Source organism: Salinicola halimionae, assembly GCF_003206065.1.
GTDB lineage: Bacteria > Pseudomonadota > Gammaproteobacteria > Pseudomonadales > Halomonadaceae > Salinicola > Salinicola halimionae.
In genome coordinates this window covers 129,733-155,653 of the sequence record NZ_PZJQ01000007.1, presented here as the reverse complement: position 1 = coordinate 155,653, position 25,921 = coordinate 129,733, and the positions used below count along the sequence as shown (strand labels likewise).

The window sequence follows — 25,921 nt, the reverse complement described above, 5'->3', positions numbered from 1 at the left end:
CGTATGGTCAACATTGGCTATCTCAACTCCATCTTACCCACCCAGTTACCCGCTTTGCGACCGACAAAGGTCGACATACGGCCATGGTCGTAGTTGGGTATTCATTCAAAAAACTCGAGGCATCTACGACCAGAGGATAATACCCACGGCATTGCGGCGCGGTGTGGCAGTGGCTAGATTTTCTTATGATGGTATGACACGTATACATTCAGCCATCCAGGCTTGCTGCAACAGGCGCTACGCCTGCCCTGTCCGATAAGGAGAACAACAAGATGGGTAATACGCACACCAGCTCCAAGCTGCTCAATCGCTGGGCCTCGACAGCACTGCTGCTGGCCGGGATCACTGTCTGCGGCATGGTCCAGGCCCAGGAGACGCTCAAGTTCGCTCACGTCTATGAAGCCTCGACGCCCTACCAAAAATGGGCGCTGTGGGCTGCCGATGAGATCGAGAAACGCACCGATGGACGCTATAGCGTCGAAGTGTATCCCGCTTCATCGCTGGGCAAGGAAGCGGATATCAACGAAGCCCTATCGTTGGGTACCGTCGATTTGATCTACACCGGCAATCAGTTTGCCGCCCGCTCCTACGGACCGATCGGCATCGCCGGTGCTCCCTACATGTTCCGGGATTTCGATCACTGGCAGGCTTACGCCGACAGCGATCTATTCAAGGAGATCGCCAAGGGGTACGAGGATGCAACCGGCAACGTACCGCTGGCCATGAACTACTACGGCAAGCGCCATGTCACGTCGAACAAGCCGATCAACACCCCCGAGGACATGCAGGGACTGAAGATCCGTACGCCCAATGCCCCCCTTTACATGCTTTTCCCCGAGGCCGTTGGTGCCAATCCGACCCCGATCGCCTTTGCCGAAGTCTATCTGGCCCTGCAACAGGGCGTGGTCGATGCTCAGGAGAATCCGTTGCTGACCATCAAGGCCAAGAAGTTCTATGAAACGCAGGATTACATCAACCTCACCGGCCACATTACCGACTCGCTAATCACTATCGCCGGCGGGCCGCTGTGGAACCGCCTCTCGGACGAGGACAAGCAGATCTTCCGTGATGTCTATACGGAAGCGGGCGAGAAGATCACCCAGGACGTTCGCCAGTCGGAGAAGGATTTAGTGGCCTGGTTCGAAGACCAGGGAGTCACTGTCAACAAGGTGGATACCGAGCCGTTCCGCGAAGCGGTCATCCCCTATCTCAACGGTGATTCCGCAACCTGGGACAAGGCAACTTACGACCGCTTGCAAGCACTCGGCCAATAATCGGCTTTTACGGCAATTGACCATAACCCGTTGCCCCACCTGGCCAGCCGCCGGTGGGGCCTGGAGCCGACCATGACCGAAGAACGTCTGCCCCGCGAGGAACAACTGCTCAGTGGCATGGAAGAGGAGTTCGACCCGCGCAATTACCGTATCGAGGATTACATCACGCTAGGTGTCTTCTGGCTGCTGGCGCTGGATGTCTTCCTGCAATTTTTCAGCCGTTACGTACTCGGCGACTCGATCGCCTGGACCGAGGAAATCGCCCGCTACCTGTTGATTATGGTCTGCTTCCTGGGGGGGGCGATGGCTGTGCGCAACAATTCACACATCATGGTCGGCTTCTTCTATCGGTACATGCCAACGGCGATAGGACGCCTGCTGTCGACCCTGGTCGATATTGTCCGCATCTTGTTTTTCGCCGTTGCCGCCTGGATCACTTACGGTCTGGCCGGACGCACGCAGGCGATGATGGTCTCGGTGGATGTCCCCAAGAGCTATCTCTATTACGTGGTGATGGTTGGATTTGCGCTGATGCTGTTCCGCGCGGTTCAGGTGGCGGTCCACCATTGGCGTGAAGGCACCAGTGAGCTGCTGATTTCGACCGACGATCGATAACAATAAGGAAGAGCCTGCCATGCCCAACATGCTAAGCCTTCGCCGTAGTCGCTCGCTGATCGCGCCCGTGATCGCCGCGCTTGCGGTGCTCTGCTGTATCATTCTGGCGCTCCAGGGCCATTACATTGCCTTCCTGTTCACCTCGCTGTTCACCCTTCTGGTGATAGGGCTGCCCATCGCCATCTGCCTGGCAGGCTCGTGCCTGCTGTATGTCTATTTCAGCGGGCAGGTGCCGGATATCGTCATCGCCCACCGCATGATCAGCGGCGTGGACAGTTTTCCACTGCTGGCGATTCCGTTCTTCATCCTGGCCGGCAACCTGATGAACAACGGCGGTATCACCCAGCGTATCTTCGACTTCGCCCTCGCCCTGATGGGCTGGATGCGTGGCGGATTGGGCCATGTCAACGTCGGCGCGAGCATCGTCTTTTCGGGTATGTCGGGCGCGGCGGTGGCCGATGCTGGCGGGCTGGGCACGATCGAGATCAAGGCCATGCGCGATGCCGGCTACGATGAGGAATTCGCGGTCGGCATCACGGCCGCCTCGTCGACCATCGGGCCGATCATCCCGCCCAGCCTGCCGATGGTCATCTATGGCGTGATGGCCGGCGCCTCGGTGGGACAGCTGTTCGTCGCCGGGCTGATCCCGGGGCTGCTGATGGGCGTCGTGCTGATGATCATGATCGCCATCCTGGCGCGTCGGCGCGGCTACCAGCGCGATGCCGCGTTCGTCTTAAAGACGCTAGGTGTGACCTTCGCCCGCGCATTCCTGTCGCTGCTGACGCCTGTGATCATCGTCGGTGGCATCATCAGCGGCATGTTCACACCGACCGAGGCGGCGATTGCCGCCTCGGCCTACGCGCTGTTCCTGGGCATGGCGGTCTATCGCATTCTGACCTGGCGCCGGCTGGTACAGGTCAGCCTGGAAACCATCGAGACCACCGCGATCATTCTGCTGATCGTTGCCGGCGCGTCGATCTTCGCCTGGATCTTGACCAGCAACCAGGTCACCGAACAGGTCATCGGGCTGTTCGGCCCGTTCGCCGACAGCCCTATCATGGTATTGCTACTCATCAACCTGGTGTTGATCGTGGTGGGCTGCTTCATGGAAACCATCGCGGCAATTACTATTCTGGTGCCGGTATTGCTGCCGGTGGCGGTGAATGCGGGTGTCGATCCAGTCCACTTCGGCGTGATCATGGTTCTCAATCTGATGATCGGCCTGCTGACGCCCCCGGTAGGCATGGTGATCTACGTGCTGTCGCGAGTCTCTAACATTCCCTTCGAGCGCTGCATGCGCGGGACCCTGCCATTCCTGGTGCCATTGTTGATTGCGCTGCTGCTGGTGACCTTCATTCCAGCGCTGTCCATGTGGCTGCCCGAACTCATCTACCGTTGAAGAGGGGCGAATCATGCCGAATGACACTGTCGCTCGCGTTGCCGTGGCGGAACTGGAAACCTTCATGCGAGGAGTGCTGCGATGCTGCGGCATCGATGTTGCCGCCACCGACGCCGTTACCCGAGCCCTGGTGACTGCTTCGCGAATGGGCACCGATAGCCATGGCCTGCGCCTGTTACCGCATTACGTCAAGGCCGTGCAGGGCGGCCGAATCAAGGCGCGCCCAACGATGGCGTTTACCCAGCGCATGCCGGCCACGGGCTACCTGGATGCCGACGACGGCTTCGGCCACCAGGCGGGCTATACCGCCATCGAGCATGCCATCGAGCTAGCCGAAACGGCCGGTATCGGCGCCGTGGCGGTAGCCAACTCGTCGCACTTCGGAGCGGCCGGTTGCTACGCTCTTGAGGCAGCGCGCCGAGGGTACATCGGCCTGTCCTTCTGCAACGCCGACGCATTGGTCAGCTTGCATCGAGGGCAGAGGCCGTTTCATGGCACCAACCCGATCGCCTTTGCTGCGTCGGTACCGGATAGCCAGCCTTATCTGCTCGACATGGCGACCAGCGCGATCCCCTGGAACCGGGTCAAGCAATACAACGCCATCGGCCGCGAGTTGCCCGCTAACGTGGTGGTCGACCTGCGCGGCGAGCTTACCACCGACCCGCAGGCTGCCGCCTCGCTGTTGCCGCTCGGCGGCCTCGACTTCGGCTTCAAGGGCGCCGGTCTTGGCGGCATGGTGGAGGTGCTCAGCGCCACCCTGACAGGCATGGTTCATGGCTTCCGCATGCTGCCGATGAACAGCCCGGACATGTCGACACCGCGCGGCGTCGGGCATTTCTTTCTAGTCATGCATCCTGGAGCCTTCACCGATCGGGCCATTTACGAGAAGTCCATCGTCGCTTATCTCGAGGACCTGCGCGCCCAGCCGGCGCTGGCAGGAGAGGAGATACTTGCCCCGGGAGACCGAGAATGGCGTTGCCAGGCTCACCGTGATGCTGAGGGCATTCCGTTGGACGCCGCCAACCTGGCAGCTTACCGGCAACTGGCAGAGGAGCTTGAGGTGCCATCGCCGACGCTAATGTAGGGCGGGTCTGCCGCCATGCAGTAACATAGCCGTCAGGTGATTTTGGCGAGGAGTCGCAACGCATGACGAGATACAAGGTGGAACGCAAGACGCTCTCCGAACAGGTTGCCGAGCAACTCGAGAGAGATATTCTCGAAGGGCGCCTCAAGGAGAACGATCAGCTGCCCACCGAGCGCCAGCTGATGGAGCAGTTCGGCGTGGGACGACCGGCGGTTCGCGAGGCACTGTTCTACCTGCAGCGCCTGGGCTTGATCGCCATTAACAGCGGGACCCGAGCGCGCGTCATCCGACCCACAGCCGACGCCGTCATGACACGCTTGTCGGGCGTCACTCGTCAACTTTTATCCAAGTCTGACGGTCAGCAGTATTTCCAGGAAGCCCGTGCCATGTTCGAGATTTCCTTGGCTCGCTACGCGGCGGAACATGCTTCTGAGGAGGAGATCGACAGCCTACATCGAGCGATTGAGGAGAATCGCCAGGCATTGGGCGACGAGGCGCGCTTTAAGCGCAGTGACAACGACTTTCATGGTGTACTGGCGGGCATCGCCCGCAACCCGATCTTCAATGCGGTACACGAGGCGCTTTCGGAATGGCTCGATGACCGCCGCGCCCAGGCCTTGCAGCGCCTGGGCGAGGATCATGCGGCATTGAAGGCGCATACCGAGATCGTCGAGGCTATCGCCTCGGGGGACCCGGATGCCGCCGAATCCGCGATGCGGCGACATCTCGACCGCCACTACGGTACCTACCGTCAACTCAAGAAACGTCTGTCCGAACCGGAAGTACCCTGATCGCCAAGACGGCAATGCAAGCGTGGTCAATGGGTTCAAAACACCCAGTTGGGCAGCGTCAGCGATACCGCGGGCACGAACGTCACCACCAGCAGCAAAGCGACCAGCAGCAGCCAGTAGGGCACGATCGCTCGAATGAAGGCGCCTATCGAAACGCCGGTGATGCTGCAGGTGGTGAACATCACCGTCCCTAGTGGGGGCGTGATCGTGCCGATCGAGGCGTTGAGAATGAACACGATGCCGAAATGTACCGGATCGATGCCGAACTGCGCCGCCACGGGCGCCAGCAGCGGCGACAGCACGATCAGGATCGCGTTTCCTTCGAGGAACATGCCCAGGATCAGCAGCAGGGCGTTGGCGATCAGCAGAAACGCCACGGCGCTACCCACTCCCGACGACAGCATCAGCGCGATCTGCTGGGGGATCTGCTCCCAGGTCAGCACGCGCGCGAAGCCCGAGGCCACCGCGATGATGAACAGCACGTTGACCGAGGCCATCAGCGATTCCTGCGTCGCCACGGCGATACTGCCCAGCCCCATCTGCCGATACACGAATAGCCCGACGATCAGGGCGTAAAGCACGGCCATCGCGCCCGCTTCGGTCGGCGTGAAGACACCGACGCGAATCCCGCCGATCACCACCACCGGCAGCAGCAGGGCGATGATCCCGGCACGGGTGACGCTGATCCATTCGTGGCGCGATACGCGTTCGCGACGCGGCTTCTGATAGCCGAGACGGCGGCACTGGATCGAGACCAGCACCATCATCGCGACCGCCATCAGCACGCCGGGCACCACACCGGCGAGAAACAGCCGGCCGATGGAGACATTGTTGACGTAGCCGTAGACGATCAGCGCGATCCCCGGCGGAATGGTCGAGGTGATCAGCGACGACGAGGCCGTGATTGCACTCGAAAACGCCTTGGGATAGCCGGCGGCCGTCATGCTCGGCACCAGCAGCTTGGCGTTCATGGCCGCGTCGGCGATGTTGGAGCCGGAAAGACCGCCCATGAAGGTGCTCAACAGCACGTTGGCCTGAGCCAGACCGCCATGCATTCGACGGGTCATCAGCTCGGCCAGCGTCAGCAGGCGCTCGGTGATACCGGAGTGGTTCATGAACACCCCGGCCATGATGAAGAACGGAATCGCCAGTAGCGAAATCGACTCGAGCCCGCCGGCAAGGCGCTGGATCAGCGTCACCATCGGCTGGTCGGCGCCGATCAGAAAATAGGCCAGGCTCGACGCGAACAGGGCGAAGGCCACCGGCGTACCCAGGCAGAACAGAACGAAGAGCGCGACGAGCGCGATTCCAACGGCCATTGCTATCACTCCTTGGTGGCGGCGGTCTCGGGAATCGCTGCCGGGGACGCCATGTTTTGGTCACTGGTAACCAGCCGATCATTGGTGATCAGGCGTACCAGGCCGTGGTAGAGCATCATGGCGGCACTGATCGGAATGGCGACGTGAATCCAGTAGTAGGGAATCTGCAGCATCGGCGTGCTGCGGAAACGCGAGAACGGTAGTAGTTCCAGCCCCCAGAACAGCATCGCGGCGGCGCACAGCATGACGATGCCGACGTTGAAAATGCGGGTGTTCCAGCGCGCGACGGGTGCCGGCAATCGCTCGTTGAGCAGGCCGATCAGCACGTGTTCGTTGCGCCGAACCAGCGCGCTGGCGCCGAGGAACGTCGCCCACACCATCAGCAGCTGCAGGATCTCCTCGCTCCAGGCCAGCGGCGATGAGAACAGGTAGCGCATGAAGACATTGGCGATGGCCACCACGAACAGCCCGAACAGCGCCAGGCTGGCAATGACCTCATCGAGCCGCATCAAGCGGTCGATCGCCTTGAAAAGCGTTTGCATGAATATTCAACTCCTAACGGCGTGAGCAACAGCTCACGCCGCAGCGTTAAACAAAGGAGGATCGATAGCCGAGCGAGATGAAGCGGCTATGTTCGTTCCCGACGAACAATCGCACTTCCCACATCCATGTGGGTCGCAAGGCGCGATTCGTTGGGGACGCCGAGTCCGCGCAGGCATCGAGACTAGCCGTTGATGATGTCGCTGACCTGCTGATAAAGCCCCTCGCTCCACTGCGGGAATGCCGCCGGAATTTCCTTCTGGGCGCGTTCGCGGAACGGGGCGGTGTCGACCTCGTGAACCTGAACGCCGGCATCCTTCAACTGCTGTAGCGACTTGTCGGTCTCTTTCTCGACCAGGCCACGCAGGTTCTTGGCCATCTCCTGGCCCGTCTCGGTCAGAATCTTCTGGTCTTCCGGACTCAGTTGCTGCCAGAACGCTTCACCGGTGACGAACGGCGCGACCGTGTGCATGTGCGCGGTCAGGTTGAGGTTCTTGACAACTTCGTAGAACTTGCCGCCATAAAGAACCGGCAGCGGGTTCTCGACGCCGTCCACCAGCCCTTGGGCCAGCGCCGGATAGACATCGCCCAGCGACATCGGGGTCGGCACCGCGCCCATCGCCTTGATGGCGGCGACGTACATCGGCGAGTTCTGCACCCGAATCTTGACCCCGGCCAGATCTTCCGGCGTCGAGACCGCTTCCCGCGAGAGCAGGTGACGGACGCCGTAGACGCTGTTGGGAATCACGATGTGGTAGCCGGATTCCTCGACTTTTTTCTCCTGCTCGGCGAACCAGTCGGAGTCGAACACCTTGAGCTTGCTGTCGAAATCGTCGGCCAGGTAGGGCGCATCGAGTACGGCGAGATCCGGCACCGAACTCATGAAGTTCGAGTAGGCGGTGATGGTGATCAACGGCGAGCCGAACCGGGCCTGCTCCATCACCTCGGTCTCGCCACCGAGCTGGCTGGCGGGGAAGGCTTTCAGCGTTAGCTCGCCGTCGCTGGCTTTCTCGACGCTTTTCGCCCACGCCTTGACCGCGACGTCGACCGGCTCTCCAGGCTGATTGCCATAGGCGACGCGAATCTCGGTGGCGGCCTGGGCCATGCCCGTCAGTGCCAGGGTGCTCAGACCCGCCAGGGTAAGCGAGGCGGTCAAGCGGAAGAATCGTTGGGTGATCATTGGCGTGCTCCGGATGTTGTCGTCTTGGATGCTTCGTGTTGTCGCCATCAGCTCAACGCCTCGTCGAGCCTGGGCGTGGCGCGCCCTTGAAGGCGTGCTTTATCCACCACCGGTTGCAGGCGTCGCTGTCGCTTGGCGGTGTGATTCTGGGCAATATCGCTGAGGCGATGATCGAGAAAAGGGTTGGCGAAGCGCTCCAGCGTCACGCCCAGATAGTCCTGCAGTCGGGCCATCGATATCTCGGCAGAGAGTGTTGGCAGGACTTCGTCTTCGAGCACGGCATGCAGTGGGTCGATCAGCGCGGCGTTCTCCATTGCCTCACGCACGAACTCGACCGGCTGGCCGGCGCGCTGCCATCGATCGACCAGATAGGTGTGAGCGAGATTGAGAATGTGCAGTTTGCACATCGCTTGCGGGCCCAGATCATCGACTATTTCGACATCCGGGTGGACGCAGGGGATTGCCATGCCCGGCTGGCGCTGGATGGCCCATAACGCATAGGGTTCGGCGATCGCGCCGAGCGGCTCGAGCGGGGCCGAGACGATGCGGTCGACCAGCGTGTCGGCCCAGACGCAGCGGTTGTCCAGCCAGTCGAGAAACGCCGCGTTATCGGTCATCGCCTCACCGTCGCGGCGGGCCATTGTCGTCACCAGCGATTTAAGCTTCAGGGCGTTCTGCTCGATCAGCTCGCAGGGCAGGATCGTCAGGCCGTCGTTGCCGGCTTCGAAGCGTGCGCGCAGCAGTTGCGTCACTTTGCCGGGGAAGCTCGTCGGCACTGGCGCGAGACTCGAGTCGTCGCCAGTCTCGTAGCCGTTGTCGGCGGTATTCGAAACGATGATGCGGGCGTGCTCGACCACGTGGCGCTTGAGTGCCTCCCATTGTTCGGCGGCGATCAGGCAGCCGGCGATGCTGTCGACGGTCTGCTCGCGATCGACCGTCTCGCCATCGCGCCGACCGCGAATCCGCACGGGATAGCGGCGCTGCTCGGCGAGCAGGCGCGCCTTGCGCTTGCCTTCTTCGCGCGTCGAACTCTGGACCACCAGAATGCGCTCGTCGCTGTCGCCATTTACCCGCGATTCAGACACCAGTACATCGACATGGGCGAGCAGAAATCGCCCGGTGCCGAACTGGACGATCCCGGCATCACGGAAGTCGTTCGTGGGCTTCGAGAGATTCATAACGACACCCCGCGCTTCCAGGGAATGAAGTCGTGCTGGGAGAGCCGCTGGGTATGTGACCGATGACGTCCAGAGGCGACCTCGATGCACAGCGCCAGCAGTTCCTCGGCCAGCTCGTCGATGCTGCGCTCGCCGCGCACGATGGGACCGGCATCGAAATCGATGATGTCGCGCATACGGGTGGCCAGTTCGCTGTTGCTGGCGATCTTGAGCACCGGCGTCACCGGGTTGCCGGTGGGCGTGCCGAGCCCGGTGGTGAAGACGATCAGGTTGGCGCCGGAGCCGGCCAGGGCGGTGGTCGATTCCACATCGTTGCCTGGGGTGCAGAGCAGGCTCAGGCCGGGGCGACGATGGGGCTCGGTGTAGTCGAGCACGTCGACCACCGGGCCATCGCCGCCTTTCTTGGCCGCGCCGGCGGATTTCATCGCGTCGGTGATCAGGCCGTCGCGAATGTTGCCGGGCGAGGGATTCATGGAGAAATCGGCCCCCACGGCGGCGGCGTGGCGCTGATAGGCCTGCATCAGATCGCGGAAGCGTCCGGCGACATCTGCGTCGGTACAGCGGGCGACCAGCTCGTGCTCGACTCCGCAGAGCTCCGGGAACTCGGCGAGAATGCCGCTACCGCCCAGCGCGACCAGGCGATCGACCACGCCGCCCACCAGCGGATTGGCGGAGATGCCGGAGAAACCGTCGGATCCTCCGCACTCGACACCGAGCGTCAGCTTGGCCAGCGGTGCCGGTTGACGCGGGATTCGGTCGGCGGCCGCCAGACCGTCGAAGATCGACTGCAGCGCATTGCGGATCAGGGCTTCTTCGCTGGGGGAGGATTGCTGGTCGAAGTAGTCCACCGTTCGCCGCTGCTGCGGGTCGCGCGCGGCCACCGCCGCCTTGAGCATCTGAATCTGCGCTTTCTGGCAGCCGAGACTCAGCACCGTCGCGCCGGCCACGTTGGGGTGGCAGATATAGCCGGCCAGTAGCTGGCACAGTGCCTCGGCATCGTCGTCGGTGCCGCCGCAGCCCAGGGTGTGGGTCAGAAAGCGTACGCCGTCGACGTTGGGGAAGCGTGTTGGCGCGGCGGCGGCGAGCGGATCGCTCGCGTCGCGCTGCTCAGTATCTCCGAGACCGTCCAGCATCTGCCGCGCCATGCGCTTGTAGTCACGATAAGGGTCATCGCCCAGCGCATCGGCGACGCACTGACGCAGCACCTCGATATTGCGGTTTTCGCAGAACACCAGCGGAATCACCAGCCAGAGATTGGCGGTGCCGACGCTGCCGTCGGGTCGATGGAAGCCGTCGAACGTGGTGCCCTGGAAGCGGGTCACGTCCGGCGGTGTCCAGGGCTTGCTGCCGGGCTGGACGTCGTCGCTTTCCGTGGCGTGGGCGACATTGTCGACGCTGATGACGCCGCCGACGGGAATGGCGCGTGTCGCCTTGCCGACGGTGACGCCGTACATGGTGACGATCTCCCCCGGCGACAGCGCCTTGAGCGTGAACTTGTGCTTGTGGCGAACGTTGTCGGCCAGCGCGATATCGCGATCGTCGACGACCACCTGGCGACCGGCGGGCAGGTCGGTCAGCGCCACCGCCACGTTGTCGCGCGGGTGGATGCGCAGGGTGATGCGAGCCGGGCTGTCGGTGCCGATGGTGGCGCTCATGACTGGCCCTCCAGCGCGTCGGCGTGTCCTGTGCTTTCGAGCGTCACCATCGCCTTGACCACGCCGCTGCCGGGCGCGCACCACTGCGGCATCAACGCTGGCAGATCCTCGAGCCGACCCCGGTGGGTGATCAGCGGCTCGGTGAGAATGTCGCCACTGGCCATCAGCCGGGTGACGGTCTCGAAATCTTCCCGCGTGGCATTGCGGCTGCCCAGCAGCGTCAGCTCCTTCTTGTGGAAATCCGGATCGCTGAAAGTGATGTCGGCCTTGACCACGCTGACCAGCACGTAGCGGCCGCCGTGGCCGGCGAAATCGAAGCCGCGGTTCATCGCCTGGGGGTTGCCGGTGGCATCGAATACCACATCGGCCAGGGCGCCGTCGTTGATCGCCTCGATCTCGGCGATCACATCGTCTTCGACGGCATGCCAGACGGCATCGGCGCCGAGTTCGTCGCGGCAAAGCGCCAGCCGATCACGATTGGTATCGATCATCGCCACCCGCGCACCGCGGCTCTTGGCCACCTGTAGCACGCCGATACCGATCGGCCCGGCACCCACCACCACGACCAGCTCATCCTTCTCGACCTGACCGCGACGCACGGCATGCGCGCCGATGGCCTGACATTCGACCAGCGCCAAAGCTTCCGCCGATAGACCCGGCACCGGCATCAGATGCGAAGCCGGCACGTTGAGCCACTCCGCCATCCCGCCGTCGCGATGGACGCCGATCACCTCCAACTTCTGACAGCAGTTGGTACGACCCTGACGGCACGCCCGGCATTCGCCGCAGTGCAGATAGGGAATGACATAGACCGACTGGCCGACAAGGCCGGGATCGACATCCTCGGCAGTGGCCGCCACCTCGCCGCTGAGCTCATGACCCAGCACGCGCGGGTAGACGAAGTAGGGCTGATTACCGCCGAAGGCGTGAATGTCGGTACCGCAGATACCGATGCGGCGGATCGCCACCAGCGCCTCACCGGGCGCGCAATCGGGCACCGGCCGGTCGATGACGGCCATCTCGTTCGGTTTCGAACAGACGACGACTTGCATGAAAGCGCTCCAGTATGGCGATATCGCAAATTGACTATAGGCCCAATGGTCAGGCCAATTATGTTTTACCACCCCCTTCCGACACGGTCGGCAGCGGGTGGCGTCCCGTCTATCAGCTCTCGACGCAGCGCTGCTGCTGCTCGCCGAGCCCTTCGATTCCCAGACGCATGGTCTGACCCGGCTTGAGGAAGACTTTCGGGTTCTGGCCCATACCGACGCCCGGCGGGGTGCCGGTGGAGATCACGTCGCCTGGCTGCAGGCTCATGAAGCGGCTGAGATAGGCGACCAGGTGCGGGACCTGGAACACCATGGTCTGGGTCGAGCCGTTCTGATAGCGCTTGCCGTCGACCTCGAGCCACATGTCCAGATTCTGCGGATCGGCGATCTCGTCGCGGGTGACAAGCCAGGGGCCGAGCGGGCCGAAAGTGTCGCAGCCCTTGCCCTTGTCCCAGGTGCCGGAACGTTCGAGCTGATACTCGCGCTCGGAAACATCGTTGACCACGCAAAAGCCAGCGACGTGGCTCATGGCGTCGGCTTCTTCGATGTAGCGGCCGCCCTTGCCGATGACCACGCCGAGTTCCACTTCCCAGTCGGTCTTCTGGGAGCCGCGGGGGATCTCCACGTCGTCGTTGGGGCCGCAGATGGCGCTGGTCCACTTGTTGAAGATCACCGGCTCGGCGGGCACTTCGGCGCCGGTTTCCGCGGCATGATCGGAATAATTGAGCCCGATGCAGATGAACTTACCGACACGACCGACGCAGGGGCCGAGGCGCGCGCCTGCAGCCACTTCAGGAAGACTGTCGATGTCGATCTTGGCCAGCTGGGCCAGACCCGCATCGGAGAGCACGTCGCCAGCGATGTCGTCGATCTGGCCGGACAGATCGCGAACGATCCCGTTGGCATCGACGATACCGGGCTTTTCCTGGCCCTTGGGGCCGTGGCGTAGCAGTTTCATGCGTTTTCCTTTTCTGTATGCATTAGCGAATAGACTCTAGTTGGGAGCTACGAGCTACGAGCTACGAGCTACGAGCTACGAGCTACGAGCTACGAGCTACGAGCTAGGAGCTACGAGAACTCAAGAGATCAATTGGACCAGCCGCCGTCGATGAGTTGCACCGTCCCCGTAATGAATCCCGCTTCGTCGCTGGCCAGATGCGTCGCCAACGCGGCGATCTCCTCGACCTTGCCCAGGCGACCCATGGGTTGGCGGGCAATGAATTCGGCGAAGACCTCGTCGGTCGTGCGGCCCTGCTGGCGCGCCTGCTCGGCGACGCGTTCGCGCAGGGACGGGGAGTCGACCGTGCCCGGGCAGATCGCATTGCAGCGGATGCCGCGAGTCATATAGTCGGCGGCGACGGATTTGGTCAGCCCGACCACGGCCGCCTTGGTGGTGCCGTAGGCGAAGCGATTGACCACGCCCTTGGCGCTGGAAGCGAGCGACGCCATGTTGATGATGCTGCCGCCGCCGTTGTCCAGCATCGCCGGCAGCGCCGCGCGTATGGTGTAGAACATCGAGTCGACGTTGAGCCGTTGGGCGAAGGCCCATTGGTCATCGTCGCACTCGAGGATCGAACCGCTCGGCACAGTGCCCGCGCAGTTGAACAGGATGTCCAGCGGCGGCAGCGACTCGATCAGCGTGCGCACGGCCTCGGCATCGGTGACATCGAGGGCGTGGCACTGGGCGTTTTCCAGCCCCTCGAGCTTGGCCGCATCGATATCGGTGGCAATGACTCGAGCCCCCTCGGCCAGGAATCGCTCGACGGTGGCACGGCCGATGCCCTGACCGGCGGCGGTGATCAAAGCGGTTTTGTTGGCGAGTCGCATGACCGATGGCTCCTGAAAGCGGTTTTGATCTGCACTTTTCTGCTTCTGGGCTTTTTGCTTCTCAGCACAGGTTTGGTTCTAATGTCTAAAGGCCTGACCTTTGATCCAAGTATTATCCTTTGTGGAAACGGCCCGCAAATCGCCAAACGTCTAATAGTCCCGGCCAGGCCGGTGAAAACGTTCGAATTTGCGACCAATGTCTAACTCGTCCTGCTCATGAAACCGGGAGATCGATGGATGCCGATCCAGACTATTCGCGCGCAGCGGCTCTATCGACAGATTGCCGATCAGCTATTGGTATTGATTCAACAGGGTGAGTTCCCGCCCGGCAGCCTGCTACCGCCGGAGCGCGATCTGGCCCAGCAGCTTGGCGTCAGCCGGGCATCGGTGCGCGAGGCGCTGATCGCGCTGGAGGTAGTGGGGCAGGTCGAGGTTCGCGTCGGCCATGGTGTGCTGGTGCTGGAGCGTTCGGGCGAGGTCGAGTCGTCAGTGATGAGTGCGGCACGGCGCCTGGAGGGGTGGGCGCTGGACCCGGAGTTCGCCAGCGAGATCGAGCTGGATCTGGATCAGGAAATCCCGCCGTTCTCGCTGCTGCAGGCGAGACGCTATCTGGAGCCCGAGACTGCGGCGCTGGCCGCGATCAATGCCAGCGACGACGATCTCGTCGCGATGCGCGCCGCCTATGCGCGCAACGTCGAGGATAATCGCCACGGCGGTCGCAATCAGGCCGGTGACCGGCTACTGCATATTCGCATCGCCGAGGCGTCGGGAAACGCCGCCTATGCGATGACTCTCAAGCATCTGCTGGGTCATCAGTACGGCAAGATGTTTCGCCGCCTTCAGGAGCTGTTCATGGAAACCGACATGCCGCGGCAATCACAGCACGACCACGAATGCATTCTGACGGCCATCGAGAATCGCGATCCCGACGCGGCAAGAAAAGCGATGGAAGTGCACATGGATCATGTGCTGAAAGTATTTTTCGACGCTTGATCGGCTTGGCGAAGGTCTGGCGGCGCTCGTTCCCGATCCTGTCGTTCAGGCGACTATCGGCCAGCCGCCCTGGCGAATCACCGGACAGCCCGTGACGTCGCGGTTGTAAAGATACAACCATGCGGGGCCGAACGCGGTGTCGTGAACGGTGCGATCATAGTCGCCGGATTTCGGTCGTCGCACGCGATAGTCTTCCAGCCGATCCAGGCCTTTCAGACAACTCACGCCGACGCGGAAGACCTCGACCTCCACGCCTCGGGAGGGCTCGGCCTTGGCGCCAGGATAGGGGCCAATATCGTAGAGGGTCACCGTCGTAAGGATATCGCTACCGACGAATTCGGCGCCATCGAGCCAGTGGTGATTGCGCAGCCCGCGCTTCAGGGTGCCGTAGACGGCTACCAGTGCGGTGCGGCGAAGAGCGAGAGCCGGGGTGTGCATGAATCGCGATTTCCGTTGATCGAGAAAGAAGACGCGAGGGAGACGCTTACTGCGCCATTCGTTCGCCCAGTCTTTGCATGAACCGGTCCCCGGCTTCGAGCTGGCTGATCTCGATGTACTCGTCCGGCTGATGCGCCTGTTCGATACTGCCCGGGCCACAGACGAGGGTCGGCAGGCCGACGCGCTGGAACTGACCCCCTTCGGTGGCGTACGCAACGCCGCCGGTCTCGAGGGTCGGATCGTCGAGACATTCACGACACAGTTCGACGGCTGGCGCATTGTCACGATCGGCCAGCGCCGGCACGGTGTCGACCATCTGCTCGGTGACGATGCGGATCTCCGGCGCGCGCTGTTGGAGTTCGGCTTCGAGCGCCTTGGCGTAGCGCTCGAAACGTGCGAAGACGACGTCGAAGCCGTCGCTGGGCAGGTGACGAATCTCCCAGTCGAACTGGCAGTGGCGCGCCATGATATTGATCGCGGTGCCGCCTTCGATCAGACCCACGTGCAGGCTCGAATGCTGGACGTTGAAGACGGATTCCAATGCACCCTCGTCGACCAGTTCCTGCATGATCGCCTCGATCTGGGTCACCAGCCTGGCAGCGACGTGAATCGCCGATACACCCTGGTTGATCTGGCTCGAATGCGACTCCTTGCCGGTCACCGTCGTCCGCATGGTGGTGATCCCTTTCTGCGCCACCACCGGTTGCATGGAGGTGGGCTCGCCGATGATGACCGCGCCGGGCAGCGGCTCTTCCTCCATCAGGCGTTCGATCATCGAAGGCGCGCCGAGGCAGCCAATCTCTTCATCATAGGAAAAGGCAAGGTAGACCGGACGCTTGAGCTCGAGAGCCTGCCAAGCGGGGACCTGCGCCAGCGCACAGGCCAGAAACCCCTTCATGTCGCAGCTGCCACGACCGTACAGCCGGCCGTCCTGCTTGTCCGTCAGCGTGAACGGGTCACTGCTCCAGGGCTGGCCGTCCACCGGCACCACGTCGGTATGACCGGAGAGCACCACGCCGCCTTTGACCGCCGGCCCAATCCGAGCCAACAGATTCGATTTGCTGCCATCGGCGTTGCTGATGCGTTGCGACGTTATGCCGTGGGACGCCAGATAGCGTTCGACGAAGTCGATCAGCTCGAGGTTCGAGTGGCGGGATACCGTATCGAAGCCTATAAGGCTGGACAGCAGGTCGCGGGAAGTCGTCATCACTGGCTCCGATCCATCAACGTGGACCACTTTTCGGTGGGTGTGCCGACAGAATAGCGGCTAATCCTCCCCGCCCACAAACGCCTGAACCAACGGGTGAGCCGGGTCGGGTGGTGTTCTCATGATCGGAAAGCGTTCGATCCTTTCGATGCTTTACGCGGAAAAAAGCCAGGATCGAGTCCGAGCTTAACCCATGGCGTCGTAACATCGCGCAGGCTAGCCTGAGAGGCGGTTCGTCGTAAAACCCCATCTCTCCAGGAGAGCTGTCATGAGCAAAGTACTGGTGTTGTATTACTCGAGCTATGGCCACATCGAGACCATGGCCAAGGCGGTTGCGGAAGGCGCAGAGAGCGTCGGCGGCACCCAGGTCGACATCCGCCGCGTGCCAGAATTGGTACCGGAAGAGGTGGCGGTGAAATCCGGCTACAAAATCGATCAGGAGGCGGCGCTGATCGAAGGCCCCGACGTATTGGCGGAATACGATGCCATCATCGTCGGCACCCCGACCCGTTTCGGCAACATGACCTCTCAGATGCGCAATTTCTGGGACTTGACGGGTGGTCCTTGGGCGCAGGGCAAATTGATCGGCAAGATAGGCAGCGCGTTTGCCTCGACGGCAACCCAGCACGGTGGTCAGGAAACTACGCTGACCTCGATTCATACCACCTTGATGCATCACGGCATGGTGATCGTCGGCGTGCCCTATAGTTGCCCTGAACTCTCCAACATGAACGAGATTACCGGTGGTACACCTTACGGCGCGACGACGCTGGCCAATGCCGATGGTAGTCGTACCCCGAGTGAGAACGAATTGACGATTGCTCGCTTCCAGGGCAAGCACGTCGCCGAGATCGCCGCGAAAATGGCGCTCTAAGGTTCAAGATCCAAGCCCTCGATGCGAGCGCCGCCGATCATTGGCATAGTCCGCCGACGTCGGCATGGCGATAAAAACAAGGCCCGCGCNNGCGCGGGCCTTGTTTGTTGCGTACAGGATGACGTTCAGGTCACGGCTTATTGAACGCTCATTCGTACGCCATCTCCTCGAGTTCCTTGCCGTTGGTTTCGCGCACGAAGCGGGCGACGAAGATGACCGAGAGCAGCGCGCAGACAGCGTAGAAGCCATAGGCGCCGGTGAGACCGATCGACGCCAGCATGATCGGAAAGGTCATGGTGATGGCGAAGTTGGCGACCCACTGGAACAGCCCGGCAACGGCCAGTCCCGACCCGCGCACTTGGTTGGGGTACATCTCCCCGAGCATGACCCACATTACCGGGCCCCAGGAGACGTTGAAGAAGAAGACGTAGGCATTGGCCGCCAGCAGGGCGAGGATCCCGTTGCCCGAGGAGAGTGCCAGGCTGCCGTTAACGATCTCTGCGGTAGAGAATGCGTAGACCAGAATTGCCAGGGTGATCGTCATGCCCACCGAGCCGGCCCACAGCAGCGGCTTGCGACCGATACGATCGATCAGGCCGATCGTGACCAGGCAGGCCGCGATGCTGACCGCGCCGCTGATGACGTTGATCATCAGGGCATCGCTTTCGGAGAAACCGACCGCCTGCCACAGTACCGCACCGTAGTAGAACACCACGTTGATCCCGACCAGCTGCTGGAACACCGCCAGGCCGATGCCGATCCAGACCAGTTTCAGCAGCTTGCCGGTAGCGGGGTTGATCAGGTCCGACAGGCGCGGTTTATGACGGTTGGAAAGCGAGGCGTGAATGTCTGCCAGACGTTTTTCGGTTCCGGCTTCGTCGTAAACGAGGCGAAGAACGCGTTTGGCCTTGTCGTCATGTCCGGCACTGACCAGAAAGCGCGGGCTTTCCGGGATGAACATCAGCGCGATCAGGAAGATGCCGGCCGGAATCAGTTCCATCCAGAACATGCAGCGCCAAGCTTCAAAACCGAACCACAGCTCGGCGGTGGAGCCGCCGGCGATATTGGCCAGGGCGTAGTTGTTGAGAAACGAGAAGAACAGTCCGCCGATGATCGCGACTTGCTGAATGGTCGCCAATCGGCCGCGCAGGTGCGAGGGGGCGATTTCACTGATGTAGGCCGGCGACATGACGCTGGCCGCACCCACTGCCAGACCGCCCAGTATCCGATAGATCACGAACTCGAATGATCCCCCGGCGATGCCGGAACCCCAGGCGCTGATGATAAAGAACACGGCAGCGACCAGCAGCAGCGTACGACGGCCGAATTTATCCGCCAGTCGGCCGGCGAAGAAGGCGCCGACGGCGCAGCCCAGCAGCATCGAGGCGACGTTGAAACCGGTGCCGACACTTTCCGACTGGAAAGCCTGCTGAAGGCCGTCGACGGTGCCGTTGATGACACCGCTATCGAAACCGAACAGGAAGCCGCCAATGGCGGCCACGCAGCAGATAAGTAGAACCACGACAGGATTTTGTGAAGTGCTTGATGTTGGCATTGTTGAACTCCAATGGTCTCTCGATGAGGGTTCCGAGGCAGCTTGCGATCAGAGCCAGCCGGCATCGACCCAATAGTTGTGAGCGGTACAGGCGGCCGCGGCGTCCGAGGAGAGGAAGAGCACCATGGAGGCCACGTGATGAGGATGGATACGGACCTTGAGCTTCTGTTCGGCGACGATCTGCTCTTCATCCTCGGGGCTGTACCAGCGCGACTGGCGTGGCGTCTTGACGTTGCCGGGGATCACACAGTTGACGCGGATGCCGTCGCTGCCAAGCTCGCTCGCCAACGCTCGCGTCAGCCCCTCGATGCCGGCCTTGGCAGTCTCGTAGAGCACCAGGCCAGGCTGCCCGAGGTGCCAGCTGATCGAGCCCAGATTGATGATGACGCCCTCACCTCGACGGCGCATGGCAGGCGCCACTTCGCGAGCAGCCAGCACCAGATGGCGCAGATTGACCGCCATCCGATTTTCCCAATACTCGGGGGTAATATCCTCGAGGCGGTGGCGATCGTCGTTTGCCGCGTTGTTGACCAGGATGTCGACATCGCCGATGGCGGTGAGCGTCGCGATCAGCGCCTCGGCATCGGTCAGGTCGCATTGATGGAAATGGACATTGCTCCCGAGCTCCTCGGCCAGCGCCTTGGCATCATCGATAATATCGATGAAGTGAATCTCGGCGCGTTGCTCGGCGAAGGCCCTTACCAGACCTTCACCGATGCCGGAACCGCCGCCGGTAATGACTACGCGCTTGCGCTCGAGACTGGGGTAGATGGCTGACGGCATGAAAACTCCTGATGGTTAGTAAAATCTGTTAACTAAATGATGTGCGGATCATGCGCGTAAGGGGCGCGGGCTGCTATTGACCATTGGTGTTAAGACTATTGTGGGTAAGACGATTGGCTTTAAGACTTAGGTCGCATAATCGTAGTGCTGTCCGGTCGACGTCGGCGGGCTTTGATATAGTCGCAGCATCCACCGCCACCTGACGTTGCCGCCTTCCCATGCCCAACTCCTTCACGCCGCAAGCTGCCGGCGATCTCAACTACCTGAAGAGTCTCAACCGCAGCACGATTCTGAGCACCGCACGTCGCCACCCTGGGCTGTCCCGGGCCGATATCGCGCTCGAGACAGGCCTGACCAAGGCCACGGTAGGCAGTGTGGTGCAAACGCTGGTCGAACGAGGATGGCTACGCGAAGGAGAGCTGCATGCGCGCGGTGGCGGGCGGCCGGGGCGGGCGCTCTATCTGGATGGTGACCGCCACTACATGCTGGGTGCCGAGGTCGGGGTTAAAGGCTTGCGGCTGGTCGCTTGCAACCTGGTGGGAGAGATTCTGGCAAGCTGCCATCTGGAAGAACCTCCCAGCGATCCCGTGACTACCGCGACGTGTCTGGCGAAACTGCTGAACCAGCTGCGCGAAGCGCCCGCCATCGCGGGTCGGCGCTGTCTGGGGTTGGGCGTCGCGGTGCCCGGCCCCGTCTCTCCCACCGCGCCGATCCTCAGCCTGGCGCCCAATCTGGGCTGGATCGACGTCGATTTTCTGGCGCTGCTGCGGGAAGAGCCGGATCTACCGGACGGGGTCTGGCTACTGGACAACGAGGCCAACGCGGCGGCGTTCGGCGAGTTCTATTTTTTCGAGGGCATGCCGCCCGAGTCGCTCGCCTACATCAGCGCCGATATCGGTATCGGCTGCGGCGTGGTCAGCGGTGAACATTTCCCCGTAGTGCCACGCGGCTATCAAGGCCTGGTCGGTGAGATCGGGCATACCGTGATTCAGCCGGGCGGGGCGCTTTGCCATTGCGGCAACCGCGGCTGTGCCGAAACCCTGGTCAGCGGTTGGGCGCTGCGCGAGTCGCTGGGTCTCGATATCGATGACAGCCTCAGCGCCTCGGTACGAGCCCGGGCCGGTGAGGCGGACGTGCAAGCCTTGATTCAGCGCGCAGGAGAAGCACTCGGGCTGCTGATGCTCAACCTGCATCACACGCTCAACCCGTCGATGCTGATTCTGGGCGGGTCGTTGATGTGGCTGAAAGGGCCTCTGATCGAGCCGGCCCTGGCCTACTTCGAGGCCCATCAAAACGATCTGCTCAGGCAGTCGCAATCCGTTCCGATCAAGATCATCGAAGACAGCACGTTCACGGCCGCCAGAGGTGCCGCCGCCCAGGTCATGGCCCGGGCAGCGATCGAGGTTTGAGCGGAGCGTATTGGGCTCGGTCGACTCCCTTGCTGCGAAAGCGGTCAAGCGCGACGAATCACGAGCTGGCTGGCACCGTTGCCACTGGGCTCGACACGAATCTGTAGCGGGATCCGCTCGTGCATTTCCTGGACGTGGGAGATCACCCCCACGCGACGCCCCTGGGCCTGCAGGCCGTCGAGCGCGTCCATCGCCAATGCCAGCGATTCGGGGTCGAGACTGCCGAAGCCTTCATCGATGAACAGCGATTCGATCGCCAGATGGTGAGACGCCATCGATGCCAACCCCAGCGCCAACGCCAGCGACACCAGAAAGGTTTCTCCGCCGGAGAGCGAGTGGACCGAGCGACGCTCGTCGGCCATGTCGCCATCGATCACCAGAATGCCGAGTTCGCTGCCGCCGCGTATCAACCGATAGCGGGGCGTCAGCGCGCGCAGATGCTGATTGGCATGGGTCAGCAGATGGTCGAGGTTGTAGGCCTGGGCGATGCGCCGGAAGCGCTTGCCATCGGCACTGCCGATCAGGCCGTTCAGGCGCTCCCAGCGATTGACCTCGTGCTGGGCCGACTCGCGCTCCTGGGCGCCATCGCGCTGTGCCTGACGGCGACGGTCGTCTTCACGGAGCTGATGTTGGGCGGCATCGCGGGTCTCCTGACGCTCGTCACGCTGGCGGGTCAGGGCTTCGGCGGTCTCGCGCTGCTGGGTCAGCCGCGCCGCCAGTTCGCGGGTGCTAGCCTCATCGAGTAGATCGTCTTCGCCTTTCGCCGGGACGTCTTCGCCTCTTGCCGAGAGTAGTGCCCGACGGTGGTCGCGTAGCGCCTGCTGACGTTCCTCTCGTTTGACGGTGGCGGCGGCGAGATCGCGCTCGCATTGCACGATGCTCTCCCGCCGTCGACGGTGGTCCGCCTCGCTGACCGCCAGCAGGGCGTCGATCGTGTCAGTGTCCAGTGCCGGACGTTCTCGGCGCCAGGCTTGCCATTCGCCGTCGAGCTCGTCGAACTCCGTTTGCGCCTCCCGCTGGCGCTGCTCGAGATCCGTCAGTCGCTGCGTCAATTGGGTACGAGTCTGGGCCAGTATCTGCCACCGCGTCCGATGTTCCTCGAGAGTCGCTTCCGCCTGGTGGCGCCGCTGCTCTAGTGCTGCCTGCCAGGCCGGAACGGAGTCGTGACTGCCGAGCCGGGCTGCGAGTTGTGACTCGGTATCGTCCACCTGCTGTTGCATTGAGGGCAGTGCGTCCTCGAGCGCTCGCAGACGCTCGCGGTTCAAGGACTGGCGCTCCTCCAGCTTGCCCTGTTCAAGTGACAGCTGCTGCCACTCGGCTTCCAGCGGCTGCAGAGTGCGCTCCGCTTCATCGAGCGTGGCGAGACGATCACTGGCTTGCCGCCATTGACGGGACAGTCGTTCGTGGCGCGCCTCGAACCAGCCGCCGGTCGCCTCACTCTGGCGCAAGGCAGAGGCCGCGGCATGAGTGTCGATGGCGACTTCGGCGTGCTCGAGCTGCCGGGACAGTGTCTCGAGCTGGCGCTCGCGTTCGAACAGGCCCTGGCGGCAGGCGCGATAATCGGCGCTGCACTGGTGATAGATCTGGTGTGCGTTTTCGACTTGCTCGCGCTGGCTGTCGAGCTGTTGTCGTTCCTGACGCTCGATCGCCTCGATCATGGCGGCGCCGGGGTGGGCCGGGGGCGCTTGCCGGTAGGGGTGATCCGTTGCCCCGCAGACCGGACAAGGTTCATGGTCGCTCAGATGCTGGCGCAGCTGTTCGACGCTGTCGCTTCGTGCAGCCCTTGCGCCCTCGATCTGCTGGCGAATCAGCGTTTCCTCGGACTCCGCCGCCTTGAGCCGCTCCGCGGCCTGCTTGCCCTGAGTTTCCAGGTCCTGAAGCCGGCGGCGCTCGCTATCGAGCTGCTGGAGCGTATCTGTCTGCTCTCGCCGTAGCCGTTCCCCCTCGCGCCAGTCCTGCTGCAGACTCTGCAGTGCTTGCAGTTCGCTCTGCGTCAGATCGCGCTGGCGATTCAGGGTCGAGCGCAATTCATGGGCGGTCAGACGTTCGCCGCCCTTGTCGGCGTCTTCCAGCAACCCTTCGAGGGTGACCCGCTGTTCGCGAAGGCGCGTCTCGAGTGGCTGGCGTGCTTGCGTCAGCTGCGTCCGGCGCTGCTCGTCGGCCTGCGTTGCCTCGGCGAGCTGGCGGTGCTCGTTGTGCTGCTGGTCGAGCTGCTGGCGTTGGTGTTCGAGATTGGCGGCCAGCCGGCGGGCCTCGTCCAGATGGGGCTGGGCGTCCCGGTAGTCGTCCCGGGCTTGTTCGTGGTCCTGCTGGGCGGTAGCGAGCTGAGGCTCGAGCGCTTCGCGCTCCCGGTCGCAATCCTCGGACTGACGGCGCTCCTTGATCAGCGCATGGCGGTGGCCGGCGAGCGACTGTTCGAGCGTCTGGCGGCGCTTTGCTCGGTCCCGCCAGGGAGCCAGCTCGTCGAGCTGGGCGAGTTGCTCGCGCTCCCCCCGGTTTTGCTGCCACTCGCGATCAGCCTGTTGCCAACTGGCGTTGGCCTGTTGCCAGGCTTGTGTCAGTTGGACATCGCGTTCGAGTTCGATGCCCTGTGTCTGATGACGCGACAACTCAGCCTGGAGATCGGCCAGCGCGTGCTCCTCGATCTGAGCCTGTCGTTCATAAGTTGCGCGCGTGTCCGCATCCGCCGGCAGCGCGTCGGCTAGCCTGACCTCGATGGCATCGAGAGCGGCTCTGGCCTCTCTAACGCGCTGATAGGCTGCCTTGGAGATTTCGGAATAGTGCTGAGTGTCGGTCAGACGTTCGAGCAGTTCGCTGCGCTCGTTGTCGTCTGCCTTGAGGAAGGCGGCGAACTCGCTCTGGGCCAATAATACGGCACGGGTGAACTGGTCGAATTTCAGTCCCAGACGTTCGGGCAGCAGCTTCTCGAACTCCCGCGTCTGAGCGGTCAGCAGCCGGTTGGCGTCCAGGTCGGTCAATGACTGTTCGATTTTCTGCAGGCTGCCGTCGATCTTGTTGCGGGCGCGGCGTACCGACCAGCGTGCCCGGTATCGGTGCCCGTCGCGGCCAACGAAATCCACTTCCGCGAAGCCACTGGCGCAGCCTCGACGCAGCAAGGTGCGCGCGTCTGCTGTGGTCAGGGTGTCGTCATTGACATCCGCGATCTGGGAGTCTCGTTTCGGTGCCTGACGCAGGCGCGGCGTGCTGCCGTAGAGCGCCAGGCAGAGCGCGTCGAGTAGTGTGCTCTTGCCGGCGCCGGTCGGGCCGGTGATCGCGAACAGACCCTGGTCGGCCAGCGGCGAGGCGGTGAAGTCGATTTCGTGACGACCGGCCAGCGAGGCGAGGTTCTCCAGACGAATGGCGAGAATTTTCATGACTCTTCCCCTGTCCCTACTCCTGCTCCCGCGTCCTGAACCTGCTGTAGAAGGCTGGCGAAGTCGGTCATGACGTCATCCGGTGGCGCATTGCCGTAGCGCGCCTGCCAGGTCCGGGTGAAGATTTCCTGTGGGGTCAAACTGTCGAGGTCGACGTTGGCATCCACGTCGGCGCGCCCGCTGGCGTTGGGGTAGCGGCTGTGAATGCGCAACAGACGTAGCGGCTTGTCTGCCGTCGCTGCCTCAATGCGGGCGCGCAGATCGGGGCGAGGGGCGTCGAGATCGACCCGGATCTCCAGCCATGGCCAGCGTTCACGAGGAAGATCGGCATCCGTCTCCAGTTCGCCAAGCGTCTGCTCGATCTCTTCGATACTGCCCGGGCCCACGCGTATCAGTGCCACGTGGCGCGGGATCAGCAGCGTCTCGATCTCGCCCAGCGTTTCGCCGTCGAGGGTGAGTTCGACCACCTGGTGCGGATAGTGGCTCTCGCTGAAATCGAGCGGCAGCGGCGAGCCGCTGTAGCGAATGCGTGGCTCGCCGACCTGCTGGGGCCGATGGAGATGGCCGAGCGCGACGTAAGCGATCGAATCGGGAAACAGCGTCGCCGGGACCGACTCCTCGCCGCCGATGACGATGGGTCGCTCGCTCGCCTCGGAGACGGCGGCGCCCTGCAGATGCGCGTGGCTCATCGCCACGAGTGCCTGACCCGGCTGGCGGCGTAGCTCGGCCGCGGCGATCAGCTCGCCGTGAACTCGGGCAATGCCGTCGCGGTAATCGTCGATCTCGCCGCCGGTCACCTCGGCGGGGCGCAGAAAAGGCAGCGCCAGACACCATGCCTTGAGCGCGTCATCGGCATCATGCAGCGGGACCAGCAGATGGTCGCTATCGAGACGGCCATCGTCGAGCCAATGCACTCGGCCGAGGGCATGGGTCTTGAGGCTCTTCATCAACGGTGCCGGCAGCTCGATCCGCGAACCGCTGTCGTGATTGCCGGCGATCATCACGATCTCCAGGTCCGGCAGGGCGGCGTGGGCGGCGACGATGAAGTCGTAGAGCAGCTCCTGAGCGCGCAGTGAAGGATTGACCACATCGAAGATATCGCCGGCTATCAGCAGCGCATCGGGGCGGCGGTCGACGAGTGTCGCCAGCAGCCAGTCGAGAAAGGCGCGATGTTCGACATGGCGTTCCTGGCCATGGAAAGACTGGCCCAGATGCCAGTCGGCGGTGTGGATCAATTTCACGGCGCGGCGCCCTGTGGCAACGAAGAGAGAGTGAAGAAGCAAAAGCGTCGCCAAGTGTAACGTGGCGGGCGTGGGGGAAAAGACCCAATGCGCGCTTCCTTATGGCCGCGCACCGTCACGACCGCGCCTCAATATT

The 25,921-nt window shown here is 62.7% G+C and carries 22 protein-coding genes; 8 read left to right on the top strand and 14 right to left on the bottom strand.

All coding sequences use genetic code 11. The features are described from left to right. Positions 1-272: 272 nt before the first annotated feature. From DOM27_RS17665 to nanR, 5 genes are all read left to right on the top strand, one after another. Positions 273-1,274, top strand: a complete 1,002-nt coding sequence (locus tag DOM27_RS17665; protein ID WP_110658197.1) for a sialic acid TRAP transporter substrate-binding protein SiaP — start codon at positions 273-275, stop codon at positions 1,272-1,274. 72 nt (positions 1,275-1,346) lie between these two features. After that, positions 1,347-1,889: a TRAP transporter small permease gene (locus DOM27_RS17660; protein ID WP_110658195.1), complete on the top strand. Its 543-nt coding sequence runs from the start codon at positions 1,347-1,349 to the stop codon at positions 1,887-1,889. A 19-nt stretch (positions 1,890-1,908) separates the two neighbouring features. Then, positions 1,909-3,288, top strand: coding sequence for a TRAP transporter large permease (locus DOM27_RS17655; RefSeq protein ID WP_110658193.1), 1,380 nt, complete (start codon positions 1,909-1,911; stop codon positions 3,286-3,288). Between the two features lie 13 nt (positions 3,289-3,301). Then, on the top strand, positions 3,302-4,372 hold the full coding sequence (locus tag DOM27_RS17650) for an Ldh family oxidoreductase (protein WP_110658191.1): 1,071 nt from the start codon (positions 3,302-3,304) through the stop codon (positions 4,370-4,372). Positions 4,373-4,434: 62 nt separating this feature from the next. Then, positions 4,435-5,163: a transcriptional regulator NanR gene (nanR, locus tag DOM27_RS17645; protein WP_110658189.1), complete on the top strand. Its 729-nt coding sequence runs from the start codon at positions 4,435-4,437 to the stop codon at positions 5,161-5,163. A 35-nt stretch (positions 5,164-5,198) separates the two neighbouring features. Here the strand turns inward: nanR and DOM27_RS17640 are convergent, their stop codons facing one another. The 8 genes from DOM27_RS17640 to DOM27_RS17605 all read right to left on the bottom strand — a co-directional run bounded on the left by DOM27_RS17640 (position 5,199) and on the right by DOM27_RS17605 (position 13,911). Beyond that, complete coding sequence (locus tag DOM27_RS17640) at positions 5,199-6,482, bottom strand: TRAP transporter large permease (RefSeq protein WP_110658187.1); 1,284 nt, start codon at positions 6,480-6,482, stop codon at positions 5,199-5,201. Positions 6,483-6,487: 5 nt separating this feature from the next. Continuing rightward, positions 6,488-7,024 carry a TRAP transporter small permease gene (locus tag DOM27_RS17635; protein WP_110658185.1) on the bottom strand — a complete coding sequence of 179 codons (537 nt, stop codon included), beginning with the start codon at positions 7,022-7,024 and terminating at the stop codon, positions 6,488-6,490. 182 nt (positions 7,025-7,206) lie between these two features. Beyond that, a complete protein-coding gene (locus DOM27_RS17630; RefSeq protein ID WP_110658183.1) occupies positions 7,207-8,202 on the bottom strand; it encodes a C4-dicarboxylate TRAP transporter substrate-binding protein in 996 nt (331 codons plus the stop codon). Positions 8,203-8,249: 47 nt separating this feature from the next. Further along, a complete protein-coding gene (locus DOM27_RS17625; protein ID WP_110658181.1) occupies positions 8,250-9,380 on the bottom strand; it encodes a mannitol dehydrogenase family protein in 1,131 nt (376 codons plus the stop codon). Further along, entirely contained in the window at positions 9,377-11,035 is a 1,659-nt protein-coding gene (locus tag DOM27_RS17620; RefSeq protein WP_110658179.1) for a UxaA family hydrolase, read from the bottom strand. Before DOM27_RS17620 ends, DOM27_RS17625 begins: the two co-directional genes overlap by 4 nt. After that, entirely contained in the window at positions 11,032-12,087 is a 1,056-nt protein-coding gene (locus DOM27_RS17615) for a zinc-binding alcohol dehydrogenase family protein (protein WP_110658178.1), read from the bottom strand. The genes DOM27_RS17620 and DOM27_RS17615 overlap by 4 nt, the downstream gene beginning before the upstream one ends. A gap of 112 nt (positions 12,088-12,199) precedes the next feature. Further along, positions 12,200-13,042, bottom strand: coding sequence for a fumarylacetoacetate hydrolase family protein (locus DOM27_RS17610; RefSeq protein WP_110658176.1), 843 nt, complete (start codon positions 13,040-13,042; stop codon positions 12,200-12,202). A gap of 128 nt (positions 13,043-13,170) precedes the next feature. Further along, positions 13,171-13,911 carry an SDR family oxidoreductase gene (locus tag DOM27_RS17605; protein ID WP_110658174.1) on the bottom strand — a complete coding sequence of 247 codons (741 nt, stop codon included), beginning with the start codon at positions 13,909-13,911 and terminating at the stop codon, positions 13,171-13,173. A gap of 237 nt (positions 13,912-14,148) precedes the next feature. On the opposite strand from DOM27_RS17605, the gene DOM27_RS17600 reads away from it, so the two are divergent. After that, positions 14,149-14,904: a FadR/GntR family transcriptional regulator gene (locus tag DOM27_RS17600; RefSeq protein WP_110658172.1), complete on the top strand. Its 756-nt coding sequence runs from the start codon at positions 14,149-14,151 to the stop codon at positions 14,902-14,904. Positions 14,905-14,949: 45 nt separating this feature from the next. On the opposite strand, the gene DOM27_RS17595 is transcribed toward DOM27_RS17600, so the two are convergent. Beyond that, positions 14,950-15,342 (bottom strand): gamma-glutamylcyclotransferase family protein, encoded by a 393-nt coding sequence (locus tag DOM27_RS17595; protein ID WP_110658170.1) that lies wholly within the window; start codon positions 15,340-15,342, stop codon positions 14,950-14,952. 46 nt (positions 15,343-15,388) lie between these two features. Continuing rightward, positions 15,389-16,549: an acetylornithine deacetylase gene (argE, locus tag DOM27_RS17590; RefSeq protein WP_110658168.1), complete on the bottom strand. Its 1,161-nt coding sequence runs from the start codon at positions 16,547-16,549 to the stop codon at positions 15,389-15,391. A 268-nt stretch (positions 16,550-16,817) separates the two neighbouring features. On the opposite strand from argE, the gene wrbA reads away from it, so the two are divergent. Continuing rightward, positions 16,818-17,423 (top strand): NAD(P)H:quinone oxidoreductase, encoded by a 606-nt coding sequence (gene wrbA / locus DOM27_RS17585; protein ID WP_110658166.1) that lies wholly within the window; start codon positions 16,818-16,820, stop codon positions 17,421-17,423. Between the two features lie 148 nt (positions 17,424-17,571). Here the strand turns inward: wrbA and DOM27_RS17580 are convergent, their stop codons facing one another. Continuing rightward, entirely contained in the window at positions 17,572-18,978 is a 1,407-nt protein-coding gene (locus tag DOM27_RS17580) for a sugar porter family MFS transporter (RefSeq protein ID WP_110658164.1), read from the bottom strand. Positions 18,979-19,026: 48 nt separating this feature from the next. After that, positions 19,027-19,761: a D-xylose 1-dehydrogenase gene (gene xylB, locus DOM27_RS17575; protein WP_110658162.1), complete on the bottom strand. Its 735-nt coding sequence runs from the start codon at positions 19,759-19,761 to the stop codon at positions 19,027-19,029. 218 nt (positions 19,762-19,979) lie between these two features. On the opposite strand from xylB, the gene DOM27_RS17570 reads away from it, so the two are divergent. Next, complete coding sequence (locus DOM27_RS17570; RefSeq protein ID WP_110658160.1) at positions 19,980-21,170, top strand: ROK family transcriptional regulator; 1,191 nt, start codon at positions 19,980-19,982, stop codon at positions 21,168-21,170. Between the two features lie 44 nt (positions 21,171-21,214). On the opposite strand, the gene DOM27_RS17565 is transcribed toward DOM27_RS17570, so the two are convergent. Beyond that, positions 21,215-24,544 carry an AAA family ATPase gene (locus tag DOM27_RS17565; protein ID WP_110658158.1) on the bottom strand — a complete coding sequence of 1,110 codons (3,330 nt, stop codon included), beginning with the start codon at positions 24,542-24,544 and terminating at the stop codon, positions 21,215-21,217. After that, positions 24,541-25,785 carry an exonuclease SbcCD subunit D C-terminal domain-containing protein gene (locus DOM27_RS17560; RefSeq protein WP_110658156.1) on the bottom strand — a complete coding sequence of 415 codons (1,245 nt, stop codon included), beginning with the start codon at positions 25,783-25,785 and terminating at the stop codon, positions 24,541-24,543. Before DOM27_RS17560 ends, DOM27_RS17565 begins: the two co-directional genes overlap by 4 nt. Positions 25,786-25,921: the final 136 nt, after the last annotated feature.